Below are 16,632 nucleotides of genomic sequence, written 5' to 3' on the forward strand. Positions count from 1 at the left end.
AAAGACCTAACCCATTGAATTCTTTGGCGCGCCCGAGACGATTCGAACGTCCGACCCCTGCCTTCGGAGGGCAGTACTCTATCCAGCTGAGCTACGGGCGCAGAGCTGATCGGGCATGCACCCGAACGAGGCCGGCAAGCATAGCCGCGTTCGGGCTTAAAGTCCATGGCGCACTGCCACAATGGTTTTTAGGTCGCTATAATCCAGGCTTTAGACCCTGTCTCGCGCCACTTTCCGCCAAAGGATCCAAGCATGTCGAACCAACGCCCCCTGCGCTCCGCCCGCTTTGCCATGCCCGCCGTCGCCCTGGTCGCAGCCGCGCTGCTGGCCGGCTGTAGCGAGCAGAGCAAGGTCGATCCGGAACTCACCGCCACGCTGATCCAGCCGGTTGCGCGCGTCGAGATCCAGGCCGTCACGATTGCACCGGGCAGCCGGACCGGTGAGCAGATCGTCAAGTCCATCTGCGCGGGCTGCCACGATTCGGGCGCGGTCGGCGCGCCGAAGACGGGTGATGCGGGAGCGTGGGCGCCCCGCCTGGCGCTGGGCCACGACGCGCTGAACGCGTCGGCGATCGCCGGCAAGGGTGCGATGCCCCCGCGCGGCGGCGGCAGCGACCTGACCGACACCGAGGTGTCGCGCGCAGTGGCCTACCTCGCGAACCTGGCAGGCGCCAGCTTCACCGAGCCGCCGGTCGAGCAGTAAGCCGATGACCGCGCCCTAGCGGTCACTTCAGCCACGAAAAGGCAGCCCGCGCGGCTGCCTTTTCGTTGTTCGATGTGCAACGCGGACGTCGACGGTGGGAGCGGGCTTGCCCGCGAATGTAGCGCCCGATCTTCGCGGGCAAGCCCGCTCCCACAGTCCGCTCCCCCGGTGTCTCAAGCAGTGCCTGCCGCACCCGGCGCCCTTCGATCGCAGTGCTCCTGGCCTCGCGAGCGAACTGAAGCTCAGCCCTTGTCGCGGTTCTCGAACATCGCCATCAGGTTGGCGAGCCGCGCCTTGCCTTCTTCCTTCGACACCGGCTGCGCGGTCTTGCGGTCGTTCATCTTGATGTCGCCTCCCATCTCGGCGATGAAGCGGCTCGGCTCGCAGGTGCGGAACTCCTTGCCCGACTTGCGCCGCTCACACCAGGTGATGTTGAGGCTGCGCTGGGCGCGGGTGATGCCCACGTACATCAGCCTGCGCTCTTCCTCGACCTTGTCCTCGTCGACGCTGCTCTGGTGCGGCAGCAGCCCCTCCTCGACGCCGACCAGGAACACGTGCGGAAACTCGAGGCCCTTGGAGGCGTGCAGGGTCGCCATCTGCACGCCGTCGAAGTCGGGGTCTTCCTTGTCGAGCATGGTGATCAGCGCGATGGTCTGGGTGAGCTCGAGCAGGTTCTTGCCGTCCTCCTCGCCCTTCTTGCCGAGCCAGCCGACGAAGTCGCGCACGTTGCTCCACTTGGTCTCCGCCTCGCGGGTGTCGCAGTGCTCGAACAGCCAGGCCTCGTAGCGGATCGCGCCGAGCAGGTCTTCCAGCAGTTGCGCGGCGGGCTCGCGCGGGGCGCGGTACTGCAGGCGGTTGATGTAGGCGGCGAACTCGTGCACGCCCTGCAACTGCTTGGCATTCAGATGCTGGGTGAGGCCCTCCTCGAACACAGCGGCAAAGAGGCTGATGTGGCGATGGCCGGCATAGGCGCCGAGCGCCTCGATGGTGGCGGCGCCTATGCCGCGGCGCGGCGTGGTGATGGCGCGGATGAAGGCGAGGTCGTCGTCCTCATTGACCAGCAGGCGCAGCCAGGCGATGAGGTCGCGGATCTCGGCCTTGTCGAAGAAGCTCTGCCCGCCCGAGATCACATACGGAATGCGGTTGTTGCGCAGGTGCTGCTCGATGAGGCGGGCCTGGTGGTTGCCGCGGTAGAGGATCGCGTAATCCTTGAAGCGCGTGCGATGCTCGAACTTGTGCGTGGTGATCTTGGTCGCCACCCACTCGGCCTCGTGCTCGGCGTCGCGGCAGTTGGTGACGGCGATCTGCTCGCCCTGGCCGTGCTCGGACCACAGGCGCTTGTCGAACAGCTTCTCGTTGTTGGCGATGACGGTGTTGGCGGCTTCGAGGATGCGGCGCGAGGAGCGGTAGTTCTGCTCGAGCTTGATCACCTTGAGCTTGGGGTAGTCCTGCTGCAGCAGCTTCAGGTTCTCGACGTCGGCGCCGCGCCAGGCGTAGATCGCCTGGTCGTCGTCGCCCACCGCGGTGAAGGCGCCGCGCACGCCCGACAGCAGCTTGAGCAGCCGGTACTGGGCGCGGTTGGTGTCCTGGTACTCGTCCACCAGCAGGTAGCGCAGCTTGTTCTGCCAGCGCTCGCGCACCTCGGGGTGCTCGTCGAACAGGCGCACCGGCAGCGCGATCAGGTCGTCGAAATCCACCGCCTGGTAGGCGCGCAGGGTGCGCTCGTATTCCTTGTAGAGCCGGGCGGCGACCGAGGCGATCTCGTTGTCGGCGAGCTGCGCGGCCTCCTCGGGCGTGATCATCGCGTTCTTCCACGACGAGATCTGCCACTGCATCTGCTTGGCGATGCCCTTGTCGTTGTCGCCGGCGACGTCCGAGACGATCTGCACGGTGTCGGAGGCGTCGAGGATGGAGAACTGCGGCTTCAACCCGCAGTGCTTCGCCTCCTGGCGGATGATGCGCACGCCGAGCGCGTGGAAGGTGCACACCGTGAGCCCGCCCGGCACGCGTCCGCCCATGATGTGGGCGACGCGCTCCTGCATCTCCTTGGCGGCCTTGTTGGTGAAGGTGATCGCAGCGATGTTGGCCGCGCTGATGCCGCACTCGTTGATCAGGTGCGCGATCTTGTGCGTGATCACCCGCGTCTTGCCGCTGCCGGCGCCGGCCAGCACCAGGCAGGGGCCGTCGAGATAGCGGATCGCGTCGCGCTGGGGCGCGTTGAGGAGGGCGGACATCGTGGCGGCACTGAAAAACGAAGCCACCCGGGTGGGTGGCGGGGTGCAATTTTAGCCGATCGACCGCAGCGGGGCGGCCACCGTTACAGATCGGACGCTCGAACGGTGTGCGAGCACCGCTCTATCAACGTGTCGGCACGGATGCGCTTGCGCGCAGCGCCTTCGGCACCTCTGCGCATGCGTGCTGTCCGACCACACGTCGGCATCTCCTGGCCCCGGGTGACAAGCTGCGGGGGCTCGCGCACAATCGCCGCGCATTCGCCGGCGTTCGCGCCGGCAGCAAACCGATCCGGATTTGGACATGAAACTGAAGATCCTCGCCGCGGCCGCGGTTCTGGTCCTGTTGATTACAGGCGGCGTCCTGTTCGGACACAAGCCGGCAGCACCGGATGTGAGCTTCTCCACGCTGCACGGCCAGAGCTTTCGTACTGCCGACCTGCGCGGCCAGGTGGTGCTGGTGAATTTCTGGGCGACGACCTGCACCGCCTGCATCGCGGAGATGCCGGCACTGAAGACGACGCAGGACAAGTTCCAGGGGCGCGGCTACCGCACGGTGGCAGTGGCGATGGATTACGACCCGCCCGCGCGGGTCGGCGCCTTTGTCGGACTCAACCCGCTGCCCTTCACCTTCGTGCTCGACCGCGATGGCAGCATCGCCCGCGGCTTCGATGACGTGCGCCTGACGCCGACCAGCTTCATCCTCAACAAACGCGGCGAGATCGTGCACAAGATCCTCGGCGCACCCGACTTCGACGAGCTGCATGCGCTGATCGAAAGACTGCTCGCCGAACCGACCTGAATCCTGCCTGTCGGATCATCCACTCAACTCCAGGCCTGCCCCCCATGCCCAAGACTCGCGCAGCCCCGCTCGCCATCCTGTCCGCCACCTTCCTCCTCACGCTGCCACTGACCGCCGAGGCGCAGCGCGCAGGCAATGTCGGCGGCTGCGACATCCGCCGCGGCACCCTGTGCACCAACATGAACCTGAACGGCGCCGAACTGCCCGGGGTGAATCTGGCGAACTCGCAGTTCACCCGCTCCGACCTGTCGGGCGCCAACCTGCGCGGCGCGACCCTGAACGAGGCGAACTTCTCACAAGCCGAGATGGCCGGCGCGATGCTGGATGAGGCCTCGATGCTGCGCACCAACCTGCGCGGTACGCGCCTCACCGGCGCCAGCCTGAAGGGCGCGAACCTGCGCAATGCAATCCTGCAGAACGCCGACCTGCACGACGCCGACCTGAGTGGCGCTCAACTCGGCGGGGCCGATCTGACCAACGCGCGCGCCGAGCGTACCCGCTTCGACGGCGCCGACCTGCCGCGCACCAACCTGCGCGCGGCCAAACTTTCAGGCGCTTCCTTCGCCGGCGCCAACCTGCAGGGTGCCAACTTCACCCGCGCGCAGCTCATCAACGCCGACCTCACCGGGGCCAACATCGAGCAGGCGATCTTCCTCAACGCGCAGATGGACGGCTGCAAGGGCTGCCCGTAGCTGGGGCTCACGCCGTTTGCGCGCAGCACCGGAAGTGCCTGGCAGCGTACGGGAAATGGCAAATGACAGGTGGCGGCGGACTGAAGCCCGCTGCACGCTGCCGGTACCGCCCCTTACTCGAGCGTGAACTCGAAGGTGCTCACGACCCGTAGACGCTTGCCGATCGTGCGCGAGCTGTCCATCTCGGAACCATCGTCGTCAAGGATGCGGATCGCGCCCTGATTGGCGCTCCTGAGCGGGCCGAGCACCGCGCCGGCGTCGGCGGCGAACTTGCGGGCCTGCTCGCGGGCGCTCAGCGTCGCCTCCTCGAGCAGCAGCGGCTTGACGTCGTTGAAGCCGCGCAACTGGTAACGCGGCGCGCCCTCGCCACCGTCTCCACCGAGCTGGATACCGGCCTCGATCAGCGGATCGACGCGATTGGAGGCCGCAGCCACCAGATCGACCCGCGCCGACTTGACCACCACCTGGCCCTGGCCGTTGAAGCGCAGCGCCACCCGCTCCGAACCGTATTCGCGCGCGAGCAGGTCCTGCACCTGCAGCGGGCGCGCCTCGATCTCGTCGTCGGTAAAGCCTTGCGCGCGCAGGAAGGCCAGCACCCGCTCGCGGTCGGCGGTGAGCGCCTGCTGGACGCGGCCGAACTCGTTTTCCGCGCGGCGAAACGCGAGCGTCCACACCGCGAAGTCGCTCTTCACGTCGCGCTCGGCCAAGCCCTTCACGGTGAGGGTCCGCTCAGCCATGCGAAAGCGCTCGATGCCTTTGGCGACTTGCATTCCGGCAAAGCCGATGCCGGCGGCCAGGATCAGCGCGGGGACAATGCCGACCCTGCCCTCGGCCATCTCAGACCACCCCGGCGCCGTGCGCCTGCTGGTCGGCCCAGTAGCTCGAGCGCACCATCGGACCGCAGGCGGCGTTCCTGAAGCCCATCTTCAGCGCCTCGGTCTCGAACATCTTGAAGGTGTCCGGATGCACATAGCGCAGCACCGGCAGGTGACCGCCCGAGGGCTGCAGGTACTGGCCGATGGTGAGCATCTCGACGTCGTGCGCGCGCAGATCGCGCATGACCTCGAGGATCTCGTCGTCGGTCTCGCCCAGCCCGACCATAAGGCCCGACTTGGTCGCCACGTCCGGGTGACGGGCCTTGAACTGCTTGAGCAGCTCGAGCGACCAGGCGTAGTCCGACCCCGGGCGTGCCTGCTTGTACAGGCGCGGCACGGTCTCGAGGTTGTGGTTCATGACGTCGGGCGGCGCGGCGTCGAAGATGTCGAGCGCGATCTCCATGCGGCCGCGGAAGTCCGGCACCAGCACCTCGATGCGGGTGCTCGGCGCCGCTGCGCGCGTCTCGCGGATGCAGTCGACGAAGTGCTGGGCACCGCCGTCGCGCAGGTCGTCGCGGTCCACCGAGGTGATCACCACGTAGTTGAGGCGCATCGCGGCGATGGTCCTGGCGAGGTCCGTCGGCTCGTTCGCGTTGAGCGGCTCGGGGCGGCCGTGGCCGACGTCGCAGAACGGGCAGCGCCGGGTGCAGATGTCGCCCATGATCATGAAGGTGGCCGTGCCCTTGCCGAAGCATTCGTGGATGTTAGGGCAGGAGGCTTCCTCGCACACGGTGTGCAGCTTGTGCTCGCGCAGGGTGTCCTTGATCTCGTTGAAGCGCTCGGCTTCCATGCCGGCACCGAGCTTGATGCGGATCCACTCGGGCTTCTTGAGGCGTTCGGCGGGGACGATCTTGATCGGAATGCGGGCGGTCTTGTCGGCGCCGCGCTGTTTGCGCGCAGGGGTTTCCATGGTCGCGGGTCTCTGTGGGTTCCGGGTGGGGCTGGCAATTATGAAGCAGGCAGCGTCGCTTCGACAGCCTGCGCCGGCTGATGTGCGCGATCGGCGTCGCCCGTGAGCGGCGGCAGCAGACGCTGCAGGTGGCCGAGCAGGACCTCGCCGACCGCGTCCACGCTGACCTCGATGCCGAAATCCTTCATGCGTATGGTCTTGAGCCCCTCGTAGCCGCAGGGGTTGATCCAGCCGAAGGGGGTGAGATCGGCATCGACATTGATGGCGAGGCCGTGATAGCTGCAGCCGTTCCTGACGCGAAGCCCGAGCGCGGCGATCTTGTCGCCGGCGATGTAGACGCCGGGCGCGCCGCCCTTACGTTCGGCGACCAGGCCGTGATCCGCCAGGGTGTCGATGATGGCCTGCTCCATCAGCTGCACCAGCTCGCGCACCTTGAGCCGGCGCCGATGCAGGTCCAGTAGCAGGTAGGCGACCAGCTGGCCGGGGCCGTGATAGGTGATCTGCCCGCCGCGGTCGATCTTCACCAGCGGGATGTGGGCCGGGTTCTGCAGCAGGTGTTCGGGCTTGCCGGCCTGGCCGAGGGTGTAGACCGGCGGGTGCTGCAGCAGCCAGATCTCGTCGGGCGTGTCGGCGCCGCGCTCGGCGGTGAACACGCGCATCGCCTCGAGCGCTGGCGCGTACTCCACCAGGCCGAGGCGCTTGACGATCACAGCACCACCTTGACCATCGGGTGAGCGGTCAGCTCGCGGTACATGGCATCGACCTGCGCCTGCGAAAGCGCACGGAAGGTGCAGGTGACGGCGAGGTAGTTGCCCTTGCTCGACGGCCGCATCTCCGCGCCGGCGGGGTCGAAGTCGGGGGCGTGGTGCAGCACGACCTCGATCACCGCCTGGGCAAAGCCATCCACCCGCGCGCCCATCACCTTGATCGGGAAGTCGCAGGGGTATTCGATCAGCGTCTGGCGCGTCTGCGCGTCTTGCGTGTCAGCCATTGCGCATCACCGTGTTCTTGAAGTCCTGGTACCAGGCGTACATCTGGCGGCCCATCGGGCCGGGCTTGCCGTCGCCCACCGGGCGGCCGTCGAGCGACGTGATCGGCAGCACTTCCTTGGTGGACGAGGTCATCCACAGCTCGTCGGCGCTGCGCACCTCGGCCTCCAGCACCTCGCGCACTTCGTGCTTCATGCCGTGGCTGCGGGCGAGCTCGAGCACCACGTCGTAGGTGACGCCGGGCAGCATCAGGTGGCTCTTGGGCGGCACCAGCAGCACGCCGTCCTTGCACACGAAGATGCTGGAGGCGGCACCCTCGGTGAGGAAGCTGTCGCGGAACAGCACGGTTTCCATGCAGCCGTGGTCGATCGCGTGCTGGCGCAGCAGGCAGTTGGCGAGCATCGACACCGTCTTGAGGTCGCAGCGCAGCCAGCGGATGTCGGCGGCGCTGACCGCGGCGATCCCGATGGCGAGCAGCTCGGCGCTCGGGGTGACGAGCGGCTCGCTCATCAGGAACACCGTTGGCTTGACCTCCGGCCCGGGGAAAGCGTGGTTGCGCCTGGTGTCGGCGCCGCGGGTGACCTGCAGGTACACCGACTGGTCGTCCCAAGGGTTGCGGGCGACGATCTCGAGGACGATCGCCTTCCATTCATCCGCGCCGTGCGGGTTGGCCAGGCGCATCGCGGCCAGCGTGTTGGCCAGGCGCGCGACATGCTCGTCGAGACGGAAGGCGCGGCGCGAATACACCGGGATGACCTCGTAGGCGCCGTCGCCGAACAGGAAGCCGCGGTCCATCGGCGACACGCGCGCGTCGGCCAGCGGCAGGTAGGCGCCATCGACATAGGCAGTGATCACGTCGTGCTCCCGGGAAGGATCAAAGGCTCTTGAAGAACATCACGATGGCGTCCCACAGGCGGCCGAAGAAGCCGGCCACCGGCACGTCCTGCAGCGCCACCACCGGGTACTGGCCATAAGGCTTGCCATCCACCGTCAGCGACAGCGTGCCGACCGCCTGGCCCTGCTCGATCGGCGCCACGAGCGGCTGGCGGCTCTCGAGCGTGACCTGGATCTTGTCGGCAGACTCCTTCGGCAGCGACATCACGAAATCATTGCTGAATCCGACCGGCAACTCATTGAGCTTGCCCTTCCAGACGCGGAACTGCGACAGCGCCTCGCCACCCGCGTACAGCTTCACCGTCTCGTAGAACTGGAAGCCGAAGTTCAGCAGCTTGAGCGACTCCTGCGCACGCACCGTGTCGGACGCGGCGCCAAGCACCACCGAGATCAGGCGGCGCTCGCCACGCTGGGCGGTGGACACCAAGCAGTAGCCGGCGCTGCTGGTGTGGCCGGTCTTCATGCCGTCGACCGTGGGATCCATGTACAGCAGGCGGTTACGGTTGGGCTGCTTGATGTTGTTGTAGGTGAATTCCTTGAGCGAATACAGGCTGTAGTACTCGGGGAAATCGCGGATGATCGCGGTCGCCAGCCGGGCGAGGTCGCTGGCGGAGGTGTACAGCTGAGGGTCCGGCAGGCCGGAGGAGTTGGTGAAATTGGTGTTGACCATGCCCAGGCGCTGCGCTTCGCGGTTCATCAGCGCCGCAAAGGCTTCCTCGCTGCCGGCGATGGTCTCGGCGAGCGCGACGCAGGCATCGTTGCCCGACTGCACGATCACGCCGCGGATCAACTCGTCCACGGTGACCGGCTTGTTGGGCTCGATGAACATGCGCGAGCCTTCCATGCGCCACGCCCGGGTCGACACCGGCACCAGCTGGTCGGGCTTGATCGTGCCGGCCTTCAGCGCCGAGAAGGTCAGGTAGGCGGTCATCAGCTTGGTCAGCGAAGCCGGCTCGATGCGAGCGTCGACATCCTTGCCGGCCAGCACCTGGCCGGTGGCGTGGTCGACCAGCACCCATGCGTTCGCAGCCAGCGCCGGCGGCGGCACCGACTGCGCCAGCGCGCTCAGGGAAAACAATGAAACGAGTACGGCAATCAGAAAACGCATTGGAAAAACCTGGGGAGAATTGAAGAAAGGCGGGGGTGCCCAATTATAGGCGGCCCCCCCGGATCGGCCAAAAGTCGCAAGCCTTTGTTGCAACCCGGCGCCAGCGGCAGCGGGATCAGCGCACGATCACGAACGGCCTGAGCTTGAGCAGCGTGCCCATGCGCTCGGCTGCGTTGCGCGCGTCATCCATGGAATCGTAAGGACCGGCGTGGAGGCGGAAACGTTCGCCGTCGGCGAACAGTTCGAAGCGCTTGGCAAGGCTGCCCGCCTGGCCTTGCACGGTGTCGCGAAAGCCCTCGGCATTGGCATAGGACGAGAACGCGCCCAGTTGCAGGAAGATGCCGCCGCTGGCCGACGCGACCGGCGGGGCGAGGCCTTCGGCGGCGCCACAGGCGGGCGACGAGTCACATTCCGCCGCCGCTGCAGCGGTCGTGGTGCTCGTGGCGCTGAGGGTCGTCGGTGCGCTGGCCGATGCCGTCGCGTCGGCAGCAGCAGGCGCGGCCTGAGCGAGCGGTGCCAGAGCCCTTGCTTCCGGCCGCGGGGTATCGGCCGCGACCACGCCTTCGTTGGCGCGCGCGCGCAGCGGCGGGACCTTGCGTGTGGCCGCCATCAGCGGCGCCTCGTTCGGCAGGATCTGCTCGACCTCGACCTGTGCGCTCCCGGCATTAATGTAGCCGAGCTTGTGCGCGGCGGCGTAGGACAGGTCGATGACCCGCCCGCGCAGGAAGGGGCCACGGTCGTTCACCCGCACCACCACCGAGCGTCCGTTGCCCAGATGGGTGACGCGCGCATAGCTCGGGATCGGCAGGGTCGGATGAGCGGCCGTCATCGCGTACATGTCGTAGGGCTCGCCGCTCGAGGTCGGGTTGCCGTGGAAACGGCGTCCATACCAGCTCGCATGACCGCGCTGGCGGAAGGGGCGCAGCTCCGTGGCAGGTACGAAGCTCTGCCCCATGACGTGGTAGGGACGGTTTGCGAAGCGGTGCAGCGGCTCGTCGCGCGGTTCCGCATCGGGAATCGCATCGAGGTTGTCGGGCACCTCCTCGTCAGGGCCGTCGTCCTTGTAATAGCCACCGCCGCTGCGGCGCGTGACCGCCGGCGCGGTCGTCTCGGGGGCGGGCGCAGTCGCCTCGTCGGCGTCGCGCCTGGGCGTCGAGCCGCAGGCCGACAGCAGCACGGCCGCGCACACCAGGGCGCAGGCGAGCGCGCTGCGCCGCAGCGCATCCGGGGAACGGGTCGGGGATGGGCGCACGCCCGCGCGTGCGGCCGGCAACGGGGAGAGCTCGGAGTTCATGCTTTTCTCGGGCCTTCAGTTCTTGTCGGCGAAGCGACTGCGCTGGATGCTCATCAGGATGCCGATACCCAGACAGAGCGTGACGAGCGCAGTTCCACCGTAGCTGATGAAGGGCAGCGGCACGCCCACCACCGGCAGGATGCCGCTCACCATGCCCATGTTCACGAAGGCATAGGTGAAGAAGATCATCGTGATCGCGCCCGCGAGCAGGCGCGAGGCGTGGGTGGGCGCATTGGCAGCGATGTGGAAGCCGCGCAGCAGCAGCATGACATAGGTAGCGAGCAGCACCAGGGCGCCGACGAGACCGAACTCCTCGGCGAGCACGGCGAAGATGAAGTCGGTATGGCGCTCGGGCAGGAAGGCGAGGTGGGTCTGCGTGCCGTCCATCCAGCCCTTGCCCATCACGCCACCGGAGCCGATCGCAATCGTGGACTGGATGATGTGGAAGCCCTTTCCGAGCGGGTCACGCGTGGGGTCGAGCAGGGTGCACACGCGCTGCTTCTGGTACTCGCGCAGCACCTGCCAGTCGACCTCGGGCTGGCACAGGGTGTCGCCGAAGGCGACGATCGAACCCAGCCCGATCACCATGACCAGCACCAGCGGCACGATCAGCTTCCACGACAGCCCGGCAAAATAGATCACGTAGACGCCCGAGGCAGCCACCAGCAGGCTGGTGCCGAGGTCGGGCTGGACCAGGATCAGCCCCACCGGGGCCAGCAGCAGCACGCCGGCAAGGACGAAGTCGAGAAAGCGCGTCTGCCCCTCGCGCAACTGGAAGAACCAGGCGAGCATCAGGGGCATCGCGATCTTCATCAATTCGGAGGGTTGGATGCGCGCCACGCCGAGGTCGAGCCAGCGCTGCGCGCCCTTGGACACCTCGCCGAACAGCTCGACCGCGACCAGCAGCAGCACGCCGAGCAGGTACAGCGGCACGGCGAACGACAGCAGCCGCTGCGGCTTGAGCCAGGCCAGCACCCACATGCCGGCGAGCGCGATGCCGATGTGGCTGATCTGCGAATCCAGCCGCTCGGGCGAGGCGCTCTGCATCAGCACGTGGGCGTAGCCGAGCAGGACCGCGAGCACGAGCATCAACACCGGGTCGATCGGGCGCAGGAAACCGCGCACCAGCGCGAGCGGATTGAAGTGGCTCTCGTTCATCGGCCACTCCTCGCGGGCGGGCTCGGCGGCGGGGCAGGGACCGCCGGTTGCGAGCGCGGGGCGGGTTGCGGGTTGGGCTGGGGCGCGGGTTCGTCGTCCGTGGTCTCCACGGCCTCCTCGTCCTCCACGGCAGGCGCGACCACCGGCTGATTGAGCAGGTAGTAATCGATCACCTGGCGCGCGATCGGTGCGGCAGACTGGGCACCGAAGCCGCCGTTCTCGACCAGCACCGCGAGCGCGATCTTCGGGTTTTCTGCCGGCGCGTAGGCGACGAACCAGGAATGGTCGCGCAGGCGCTCGCGCACCCGGCCCTCGACGTAGCGCTGGCCGCGCAGCGAGAACACCTGCGCGGTGCCGGTCTTGCCGCCGACGCTGTAGGGGGCGCCCTTGAAGGCGCGCCTGCCGGTACCGCTGGTGTTGACCTCGACCATGGCGTCGAGCACGGCCTTGAGGTGCTCATCCCGCAGCGGGATCTCGCGCAGCGGCTCCGGCTCGACCGCGCGGCGCTCGCCGGTGCGCGAGTCGACCACGTACTTGACCACGTGCGGGCGGTACAGCTTGCCGTCGTTGACCAGCGCCGCCAGGGCATTGGCGAGTTGCAGCGGCGTGTAGGCATTGTAGCCCTGGCCGATACCCACCGAAATCGTCTCCCCCGCATACCAGCGCTGCTGCTCGGGCTTCTTGAAGCGATTGCGCTTCCATTCCTGCGAGGGAAGTACGCCGGTGGCCTCGCCCGGCAGGTCGATACCGGTGCGCTCGCCGAAGCCGAAGGGGGCCATGAAGCCGGCAATGCCATCGATGCCGAGGTCGTTGGCGAGCTGGTAGTAGTAGGTATTGCACGACACCACGATCGACTTGTGCAGGTCCACCATGCCGTGACCGCCGACCTTGTCGTCCATGAAGCGGTGGCCGCCGAAATTGAAGTAGCCGATGTCGTGGATCGCCTGCTTCGCGCTGCGCTTGCCGGTTTCAAGCCCGGCCAGGGCCATGAAGGGCTTGAAGGTGGAGCCGGGCGGGTAGGTGGAATAGATCGCACGGTGCAGCATCGGGTGGTCGGGCGAATCGATGAGCGCCTTCCAGTCCTGAGTGGAGATGCCATCGACGAACAGGTTGGGGTCGTAAGTCGGCATCGACGCCAGCGCGAGCACGCCGCCAGTCGTAGGCTCGATCGCCACCAGCGCACCGCGGCGATCGCCGAAGGCCTTCTCGGCGACCTTCTGCAACTCGATGTCGAGTGTGAGCTCGAGATCGTTTCCCGGTCTGGCTGGGGTGTGCGAAAGCGCACGTACCGCGCGGCCGCCAGCGTTGACCTCGACCTGCTCGACGCCGGTCGTGCCATGCAGTTCATTCTCGTAGGACTGCTCCAGTCCGGCCTTGCCCATGTGCAAGGTGCCGCGATAGTTGGCGGTCTCGCCCGCCTCCTCGATGCGCTCGACGTCGCGTTCGGTGATGCGGCCGATGTAGCCGATCACGTGCGAGGCAGTGGTGCCGTGCGGATAGTCGCGCAGCAGCCGCGCCTTCACATCCACCCCCGGCAGGCGGTAGCGCTGCGACACCACGCGTGCGACCTCCTCGTCGGTCAGCCGGCTGCGCAGCGGCACACTCTCGAAGTTGCGGCTTTCCTCGTAGAGCTTGCGAAAGCGACGGCGGTCACGGGCGTCGATCGCCACCAGGGTGGCGAGCTCATCGAGCGTGGCGTCGAGCTCACGCACCTGCGAGGGCGTGATCTCGATGGTGTAGGTGGCGTAGTTGCGCGCCAGCACCACACCCTTGCGATCGACGATGGTGCCGCGGTGCGGCACGACCGGCAGCAGGGCGATGCGGTTGTCCTCGGCGCGGGTCAGGAAATAGTCGTGGCGCTGCACCTGCAGGAACTGAAAGCGCGCTGCGAGCAGCCCCAGACAAACGAGCACGAACACCACCGCCACCACCACGCGAAGGCGGAAGCGGGCCAGTTCGATCGCGGGCGCGCGAAACTCGGTCATCGCTCGCCGCCCTCAGATCGGGCGGTTGTCATCGCGCTCCACCGGCTGCAGTTGCGGCAGCAGCAGGAGCAAGGACAACGGCATCCACAGCAGCGCGCTGCTGAAGCTCGACAGGAAGTACGACCAGCCCGGAAATTCCGCACCGGCGAGCAGGCGCACCAGCACCATCAGCACCTGCGAGAACAGCAACAGCGGCAACACATGCAGCGCCTGCTGCCAGGCCGGGAACCACAACACTCGGCGCGCGAGGCTGTTGGTGAAATAAGCGAGCACGACATAGGCGAGCGCATGCTGACCCATCGCCGCGCCGAGGCCGACATCCATGAGCAGCCCGAACACGAAGCCCACGCCCATGCCGATCGCCAGCGGCTCGCGCACGCACCAGAAGGCCAGCACCAGCGCGACCCAGTCGGGCAGGCCGGGCGTACGGCCGGAGGGGATGTACTCGAGCCCGAGCGCCGCGAACAGGGTGAGGTACACGAACCACAGCTTGACCGGGAGCAGAATGCGGCTGGAACGATTGGTCGGTTGCACGGCTCAGCGTCCTCCCTCGGCCGCGGTCGGCGGCGGTGGCGGCGGATACGCCGCGCGTCCGATCACCAGCACCTGCACGCTGCGCTCGATCGCGGCCAGCGGTTCGCATTCGATGCGGGCGAAGGCGTCCGCGTCACGGTCCACCCGGGTCACCGTCGCCACCGGCAGGCCGGGCACGAAGACGCCGTCCAGGCCCGAGGTGACGAGCTGATCGCCGGGCTGGATATCGACGTCGCCCAGCACATGGCGCATCTCGAGCATGCCGCGGCCCACGCCATAGAGCACGCCGCGCACGCCGTTGCGCACCACGCTGACCGGGATCGACTGGTTGCGGTCGGTCAGCAGCGTGACTTCGGCCTGGATCGGGTGCACGCGGGTGACCTGGCCGATCACGCCATTCGCGTCGACCACCGCGAGGCCCGGCTCCACGCCCTGCTGCGCGCCGCGATCGAGGATGACCTTGCGCGCGAAGGGATCGGGTGCGTTGTACAGGATGTCGGCGGCGATGCTCTTGGTCTCGACCCGGCGCGACATCTGCAGCAGCTCGCGCAGATGGGCGTTCTCCTGCTCCAGATGCTCGAAACGCAGCAGGCGCTCGCCGGCACCGAGCTGGTGGCGACGCAGATCGGCGTTCTCGAGCTGGACATCGATCAGCGTGCCGAAGTAGCGCGAAGCGTTGCGCACCACGTCAGCCGGCGTGGAGGCCGCCATCTGCAGCGGATAGGTGACGACCGACAGCGCGTTGCGCATCACTTCCAGGTAGCGGAAGCGCAGGTCGGCCACCAGCAGCGCAAGGCAGACGGCCACGAACACGAACAGGCGCGCAAGCGGCGCCGGTCCACGCTTGAAGATCGGGGGGGGCTGATGGCCGACGAAAGACATCCGGAAAACCAGGGGCCGTCAGGTGAAGGGCAGGACGCCCCGGCAGCGAAGCCGGGGCAGCCCGTCACTCGGAAGTGAAGATGGAAGCGAGCTTGTCCATCTTGTCGAGCGCCATGCCGCAGCCGCGCGCGACGCAGGTCAGCGGCTCCTCGGCCACGACCACCGGCAGGCCGGTCTCTTCCATCAGCAGGCGGTCGAGGTCGCGCACCAGCGCGCCGCCACCGGTCAGCATCATGCCGCGGTCGGCGATGTCGGCGCCGAGTTCGGGCGGGGTCTGCTCCAGGCCGATCTTGACCGCAGACACGATCTGGTTGAGCGGCTCGGTGAGCGCTTCGAGGATCTCGTTGGACGAGATCGTGAAGCTGCGCGGGATGCCCTCGGCCAGGTTGCGGCCCTTGACCTCCATCTCGCGCACCTCGGAGCCGGGGAAGGCGGAACCGATCTCCTTCTTGATCTTCTCGGCGGTGGTCTCGCCGATCAGCATGCCGTAGTTGCGGCGGATGTAATTGACGATGGCCTCGTCGAACTTGTCGCCGCCGACGCGGATGCTGCCCGAGTACACGATGCCGCCGAGCGAGATCACGCCGACCTCGGTGGTGCCGCCGCCGATATCGACCACCATCGAGCCGGTCGCGTCCGACACCGGCAGCCCGGCGCCGATCGCGGCCGCCATCGGCTCCTCGATCAGGAACACCTGCGAGGCGCCAGCGGCCAGCGCGGCGTCGCGGATCGCGCGACGCTCGACCTGGGTCGAGCCACAGGGCACGCAGATGATGATGCGCGGGCTGGGCGAGAACAGGCGGGAGTCGTGCACCTTCTTGATGAACTGCTTGATCATCTGCTCGGTGACGACGAAGTCGGCGATCACGCCGTCCTTCATCGGCCGGATGGCGGTGATGTTGCCCGGCGTCTTGCCGAGCATCTGCTTGGCCTGGTGGCCGACCGCCTGGATCGAGCGCTTGGCGTTGGGGCCGCCTTCGGTACGAATCGCCACTACCGAGGGTTCGTCGAGCACGATGCCCTTGCCGCGCACGTAGATCAGCGTGTTGGCCGTGCCGAGATCGATTGCGAGATCGTTGGAAAAGTAGGAGCGCAGAAAACCGAACATGAAACCTTCCGAAACCGGTGGAGTAGTCGAGCCGCGTTCCGCCGCGCTTGAGTCCCGCGCAGCAACGCGAATACCCCGCCCATTAGCGCCATGCGGCGTAGGCCCAGGCGGGGCAAAGACAGTTATGATAACCTACAAACCTTTGTGGATTCAGCAGGTTTTGTTACCTCATGTCGCTGTCCAATGAACAAGTCGGGAACATCGCCCGCCTCGCGCGCATCGCGCTTTCCGACACCGAACTGGACGCCACCCGCGCCAAGCTGAACGGCATCTTCGACCTCATCGAACAGATGCAGGCCGTCGACACCGCAGGCGTCGAGCCGATGAGCCATCCCCAGGAATTCCCCACCCGCCTGCGCCCCGACGTCGTCACCGAGACCGACCGCCGCGACGCCTTCCAGCAGGTCGCGCCGCAGACCGAGGCCGGCCTCTACCTGGTGCCGAAAGTCATCGAATGATCCGCTGCGC

At 67.3% G+C, this 16,632-nt stretch carries 17 protein-coding genes and 1 tRNA gene; 4 read left to right on the forward strand and 14 right to left on the reverse strand.

Going from position 1 to position 16,632, the window contains the following annotated elements; all coding sequences use genetic code 11:
- Positions 1-24: 24 nt before the first annotated feature.
- Positions 25-101: transfer RNA gene (locus RBT54_RS10695), tRNA-Arg, on the reverse strand.
- Positions 102-252: 151 nt separating this feature from the next.
- On the opposite strand from RBT54_RS10695, the gene RBT54_RS10700 reads away from it, so the two are divergent.
- The gene (locus RBT54_RS10700; RefSeq protein ID WP_320366987.1) at positions 253-702 is read left to right on the forward strand and encodes a c-type cytochrome; all 450 of its coding nucleotides are present in this window, start codon (positions 253-255) and stop codon (positions 700-702) included.
- Positions 703-944: 242 nt separating this feature from the next.
- Here RBT54_RS10700 and RBT54_RS10705 read toward each other — a convergent pair whose 3' ends face one another.
- Complete coding sequence (locus RBT54_RS10705) at positions 945-2,936, reverse strand: UvrD-helicase domain-containing protein (RefSeq protein WP_320366989.1); 1,992 nt, start codon at positions 2,934-2,936, stop codon at positions 945-947.
- A gap of 301 nt (positions 2,937-3,237) precedes the next feature.
- Here RBT54_RS10705 and RBT54_RS10710 point away from each other — a divergent pair, with 301 nt between their 5' ends.
- Both RBT54_RS10710 and RBT54_RS10715 read left to right on the forward strand, forming a co-directional pair.
- On the forward strand, positions 3,238-3,735 hold the full coding sequence (locus tag RBT54_RS10710; protein WP_320366991.1) for a TlpA disulfide reductase family protein: 498 nt from the start codon (positions 3,238-3,240) through the stop codon (positions 3,733-3,735).
- A gap of 44 nt (positions 3,736-3,779) precedes the next feature.
- Positions 3,780-4,427, forward strand: a complete 648-nt coding sequence (locus RBT54_RS10715; protein WP_320366993.1) for a pentapeptide repeat-containing protein — start codon at positions 3,780-3,782, stop codon at positions 4,425-4,427.
- Between the two features lie 113 nt (positions 4,428-4,540).
- Here the strand turns inward: RBT54_RS10715 and RBT54_RS10720 are convergent, their stop codons facing one another.
- The 12 genes from RBT54_RS10720 to RBT54_RS10775 form a co-directional block, all read right to left on the reverse strand.
- On the reverse strand, positions 4,541-5,263 hold the full coding sequence (locus RBT54_RS10720; RefSeq protein WP_320366996.1) for an SIMPL domain-containing protein: 723 nt from the start codon (positions 5,261-5,263) through the stop codon (positions 4,541-4,543).
- Between the two features lies 1 nt (position 5,264).
- Positions 5,265-6,212 (reverse strand): lipoyl synthase, encoded by a 948-nt coding sequence (gene lipA / locus RBT54_RS10725; RefSeq protein ID WP_320366998.1) that lies wholly within the window; start codon positions 6,210-6,212, stop codon positions 5,265-5,267.
- 38 nt (positions 6,213-6,250) lie between these two features.
- The gene (gene lipB / locus RBT54_RS10730; protein ID WP_320367001.1) at positions 6,251-6,922 is read right to left on the reverse strand and encodes a lipoyl(octanoyl) transferase LipB; all 672 of its coding nucleotides are present in this window, start codon (positions 6,920-6,922) and stop codon (positions 6,251-6,253) included.
- Positions 6,919-7,203: a DUF493 domain-containing protein gene (locus RBT54_RS10735; RefSeq protein WP_320367003.1), complete on the reverse strand. Its 285-nt coding sequence runs from the start codon at positions 7,201-7,203 to the stop codon at positions 6,919-6,921. Before RBT54_RS10735 ends, lipB begins: the two co-directional genes overlap by 4 nt.
- Positions 7,196-8,056, reverse strand: a complete 861-nt coding sequence (locus RBT54_RS10740) for a D-amino acid aminotransferase (protein ID WP_320367004.1) — start codon at positions 8,054-8,056, stop codon at positions 7,196-7,198. The genes RBT54_RS10735 and RBT54_RS10740 overlap by 8 nt, the downstream gene beginning before the upstream one ends.
- A gap of 19 nt (positions 8,057-8,075) precedes the next feature.
- The gene (locus RBT54_RS10745; protein ID WP_320367006.1) at positions 8,076-9,203 is read right to left on the reverse strand and encodes a D-alanyl-D-alanine carboxypeptidase family protein; all 1,128 of its coding nucleotides are present in this window, start codon (positions 9,201-9,203) and stop codon (positions 8,076-8,078) included.
- Between the two features lie 115 nt (positions 9,204-9,318).
- Positions 9,319-10,497 carry a septal ring lytic transglycosylase RlpA family protein gene (locus RBT54_RS10750; RefSeq protein ID WP_320367008.1) on the reverse strand — a complete coding sequence of 393 codons (1,179 nt, stop codon included), beginning with the start codon at positions 10,495-10,497 and terminating at the stop codon, positions 9,319-9,321.
- Positions 10,498-10,512: 15 nt separating this feature from the next.
- On the reverse strand, positions 10,513-11,655 hold the full coding sequence (gene rodA, locus RBT54_RS10755; protein WP_320367010.1) for a rod shape-determining protein RodA: 1,143 nt from the start codon (positions 11,653-11,655) through the stop codon (positions 10,513-10,515).
- Positions 11,652-13,640: a penicillin-binding protein 2 gene (gene mrdA, locus RBT54_RS10760; protein WP_320367012.1), complete on the reverse strand. Its 1,989-nt coding sequence runs from the start codon at positions 13,638-13,640 to the stop codon at positions 11,652-11,654. The genes rodA and mrdA overlap by 4 nt, the downstream gene beginning before the upstream one ends.
- A 12-nt stretch (positions 13,641-13,652) precedes the next feature.
- Positions 13,653-14,174 (reverse strand): rod shape-determining protein MreD, encoded by a 522-nt coding sequence (gene mreD / locus RBT54_RS10765; RefSeq protein WP_320367013.1) that lies wholly within the window; start codon positions 14,172-14,174, stop codon positions 13,653-13,655.
- A gap of 3 nt (positions 14,175-14,177) precedes the next feature.
- Complete coding sequence (gene mreC / locus RBT54_RS10770; RefSeq protein WP_320367015.1) at positions 14,178-15,056, reverse strand: rod shape-determining protein MreC; 879 nt, start codon at positions 15,054-15,056, stop codon at positions 14,178-14,180.
- Positions 15,057-15,120: 64 nt separating this feature from the next.
- Positions 15,121-16,164: a rod shape-determining protein gene (locus RBT54_RS10775; RefSeq protein ID WP_320367017.1), complete on the reverse strand. Its 1,044-nt coding sequence runs from the start codon at positions 16,162-16,164 to the stop codon at positions 15,121-15,123.
- Positions 16,165-16,334: 170 nt separating this feature from the next.
- Here RBT54_RS10775 and gatC point away from each other — a divergent pair, with 170 nt between their 5' ends.
- The gene (gene gatC / locus RBT54_RS10780) at positions 16,335-16,622 is read left to right on the forward strand and encodes an Asp-tRNA(Asn)/Glu-tRNA(Gln) amidotransferase subunit GatC (RefSeq protein WP_320367019.1); all 288 of its coding nucleotides are present in this window, start codon (positions 16,335-16,337) and stop codon (positions 16,620-16,622) included.
- Positions 16,623-16,632 lie beyond the last annotated feature (10 nt).

Source organism: Thauera sp. (assembly GCF_034003485.1).
Classification (GTDB): Bacteria; Pseudomonadota; Gammaproteobacteria; order Burkholderiales; family Rhodocyclaceae; genus Thauera.

Bases quoted from the DNA above. Each gene is read 5' to 3' on its own strand.
- rodA (WP_320367010.1), bottom strand. From the start codon at position 11,655: ATGAACGAGAGCCACTTCAATCCGCTCGCGCTGGTGCGCGGTTTCCTG.
- RBT54_RS10720 (WP_320366996.1), bottom strand. From the start codon at position 5,263: ATGGCCGAGGGCAGGGTCGGCATTGTCCCCGCGCTGATCCTGGCCGCC.
- RBT54_RS10710 (WP_320366991.1), top strand. From the start codon at position 3,238: ATGAAACTGAAGATCCTCGCCGCGGCCGCGGTTCTGGTCCTGTTGATT.
- RBT54_RS10700 (WP_320366987.1), top strand. From the start codon at position 253: ATGTCGAACCAACGCCCCCTGCGCTCCGCCCGCTTTGCCATGCCCGCC.
- RBT54_RS10705 (WP_320366989.1), bottom strand. From the start codon at position 2,936: ATGTCCGCCCTCCTCAACGCGCCCCAGCGCGACGCGATCCGCTATCTC.
- RBT54_RS10775 (WP_320367017.1), bottom strand. From the start codon at position 16,164: ATGTTCGGTTTTCTGCGCTCCTACTTTTCCAACGATCTCGCAATCGAT.
- RBT54_RS10745 (WP_320367006.1), bottom strand. From the start codon at position 9,203: ATGCGTTTTCTGATTGCCGTACTCGTTTCATTGTTTTCCCTGAGCGCG.
- lipA (WP_320366998.1), bottom strand. From the start codon at position 6,212: ATGGAAACCCCTGCGCGCAAACAGCGCGGCGCCGACAAGACCGCCCGC.
- RBT54_RS10735 (WP_320367003.1), bottom strand. From the start codon at position 7,203: ATGGCTGACACGCAAGACGCGCAGACGCGCCAGACGCTGATCGAATAC.
- gatC (WP_320367019.1), top strand. From the start codon at position 16,335: ATGTCGCTGTCCAATGAACAAGTCGGGAACATCGCCCGCCTCGCGCGC.
- RBT54_RS10715 (WP_320366993.1), top strand. From the start codon at position 3,780: ATGCCCAAGACTCGCGCAGCCCCGCTCGCCATCCTGTCCGCCACCTTC.
- mreC (WP_320367015.1), bottom strand. From the start codon at position 15,056: ATGTCTTTCGTCGGCCATCAGCCCCCCCCGATCTTCAAGCGTGGACCG.
- mrdA (WP_320367012.1), bottom strand. From the start codon at position 13,640: ATGACCGAGTTTCGCGCGCCCGCGATCGAACTGGCCCGCTTCCGCCTT.
- RBT54_RS10750 (WP_320367008.1), bottom strand. From the start codon at position 10,497: ATGAACTCCGAGCTCTCCCCGTTGCCGGCCGCACGCGCGGGCGTGCGC.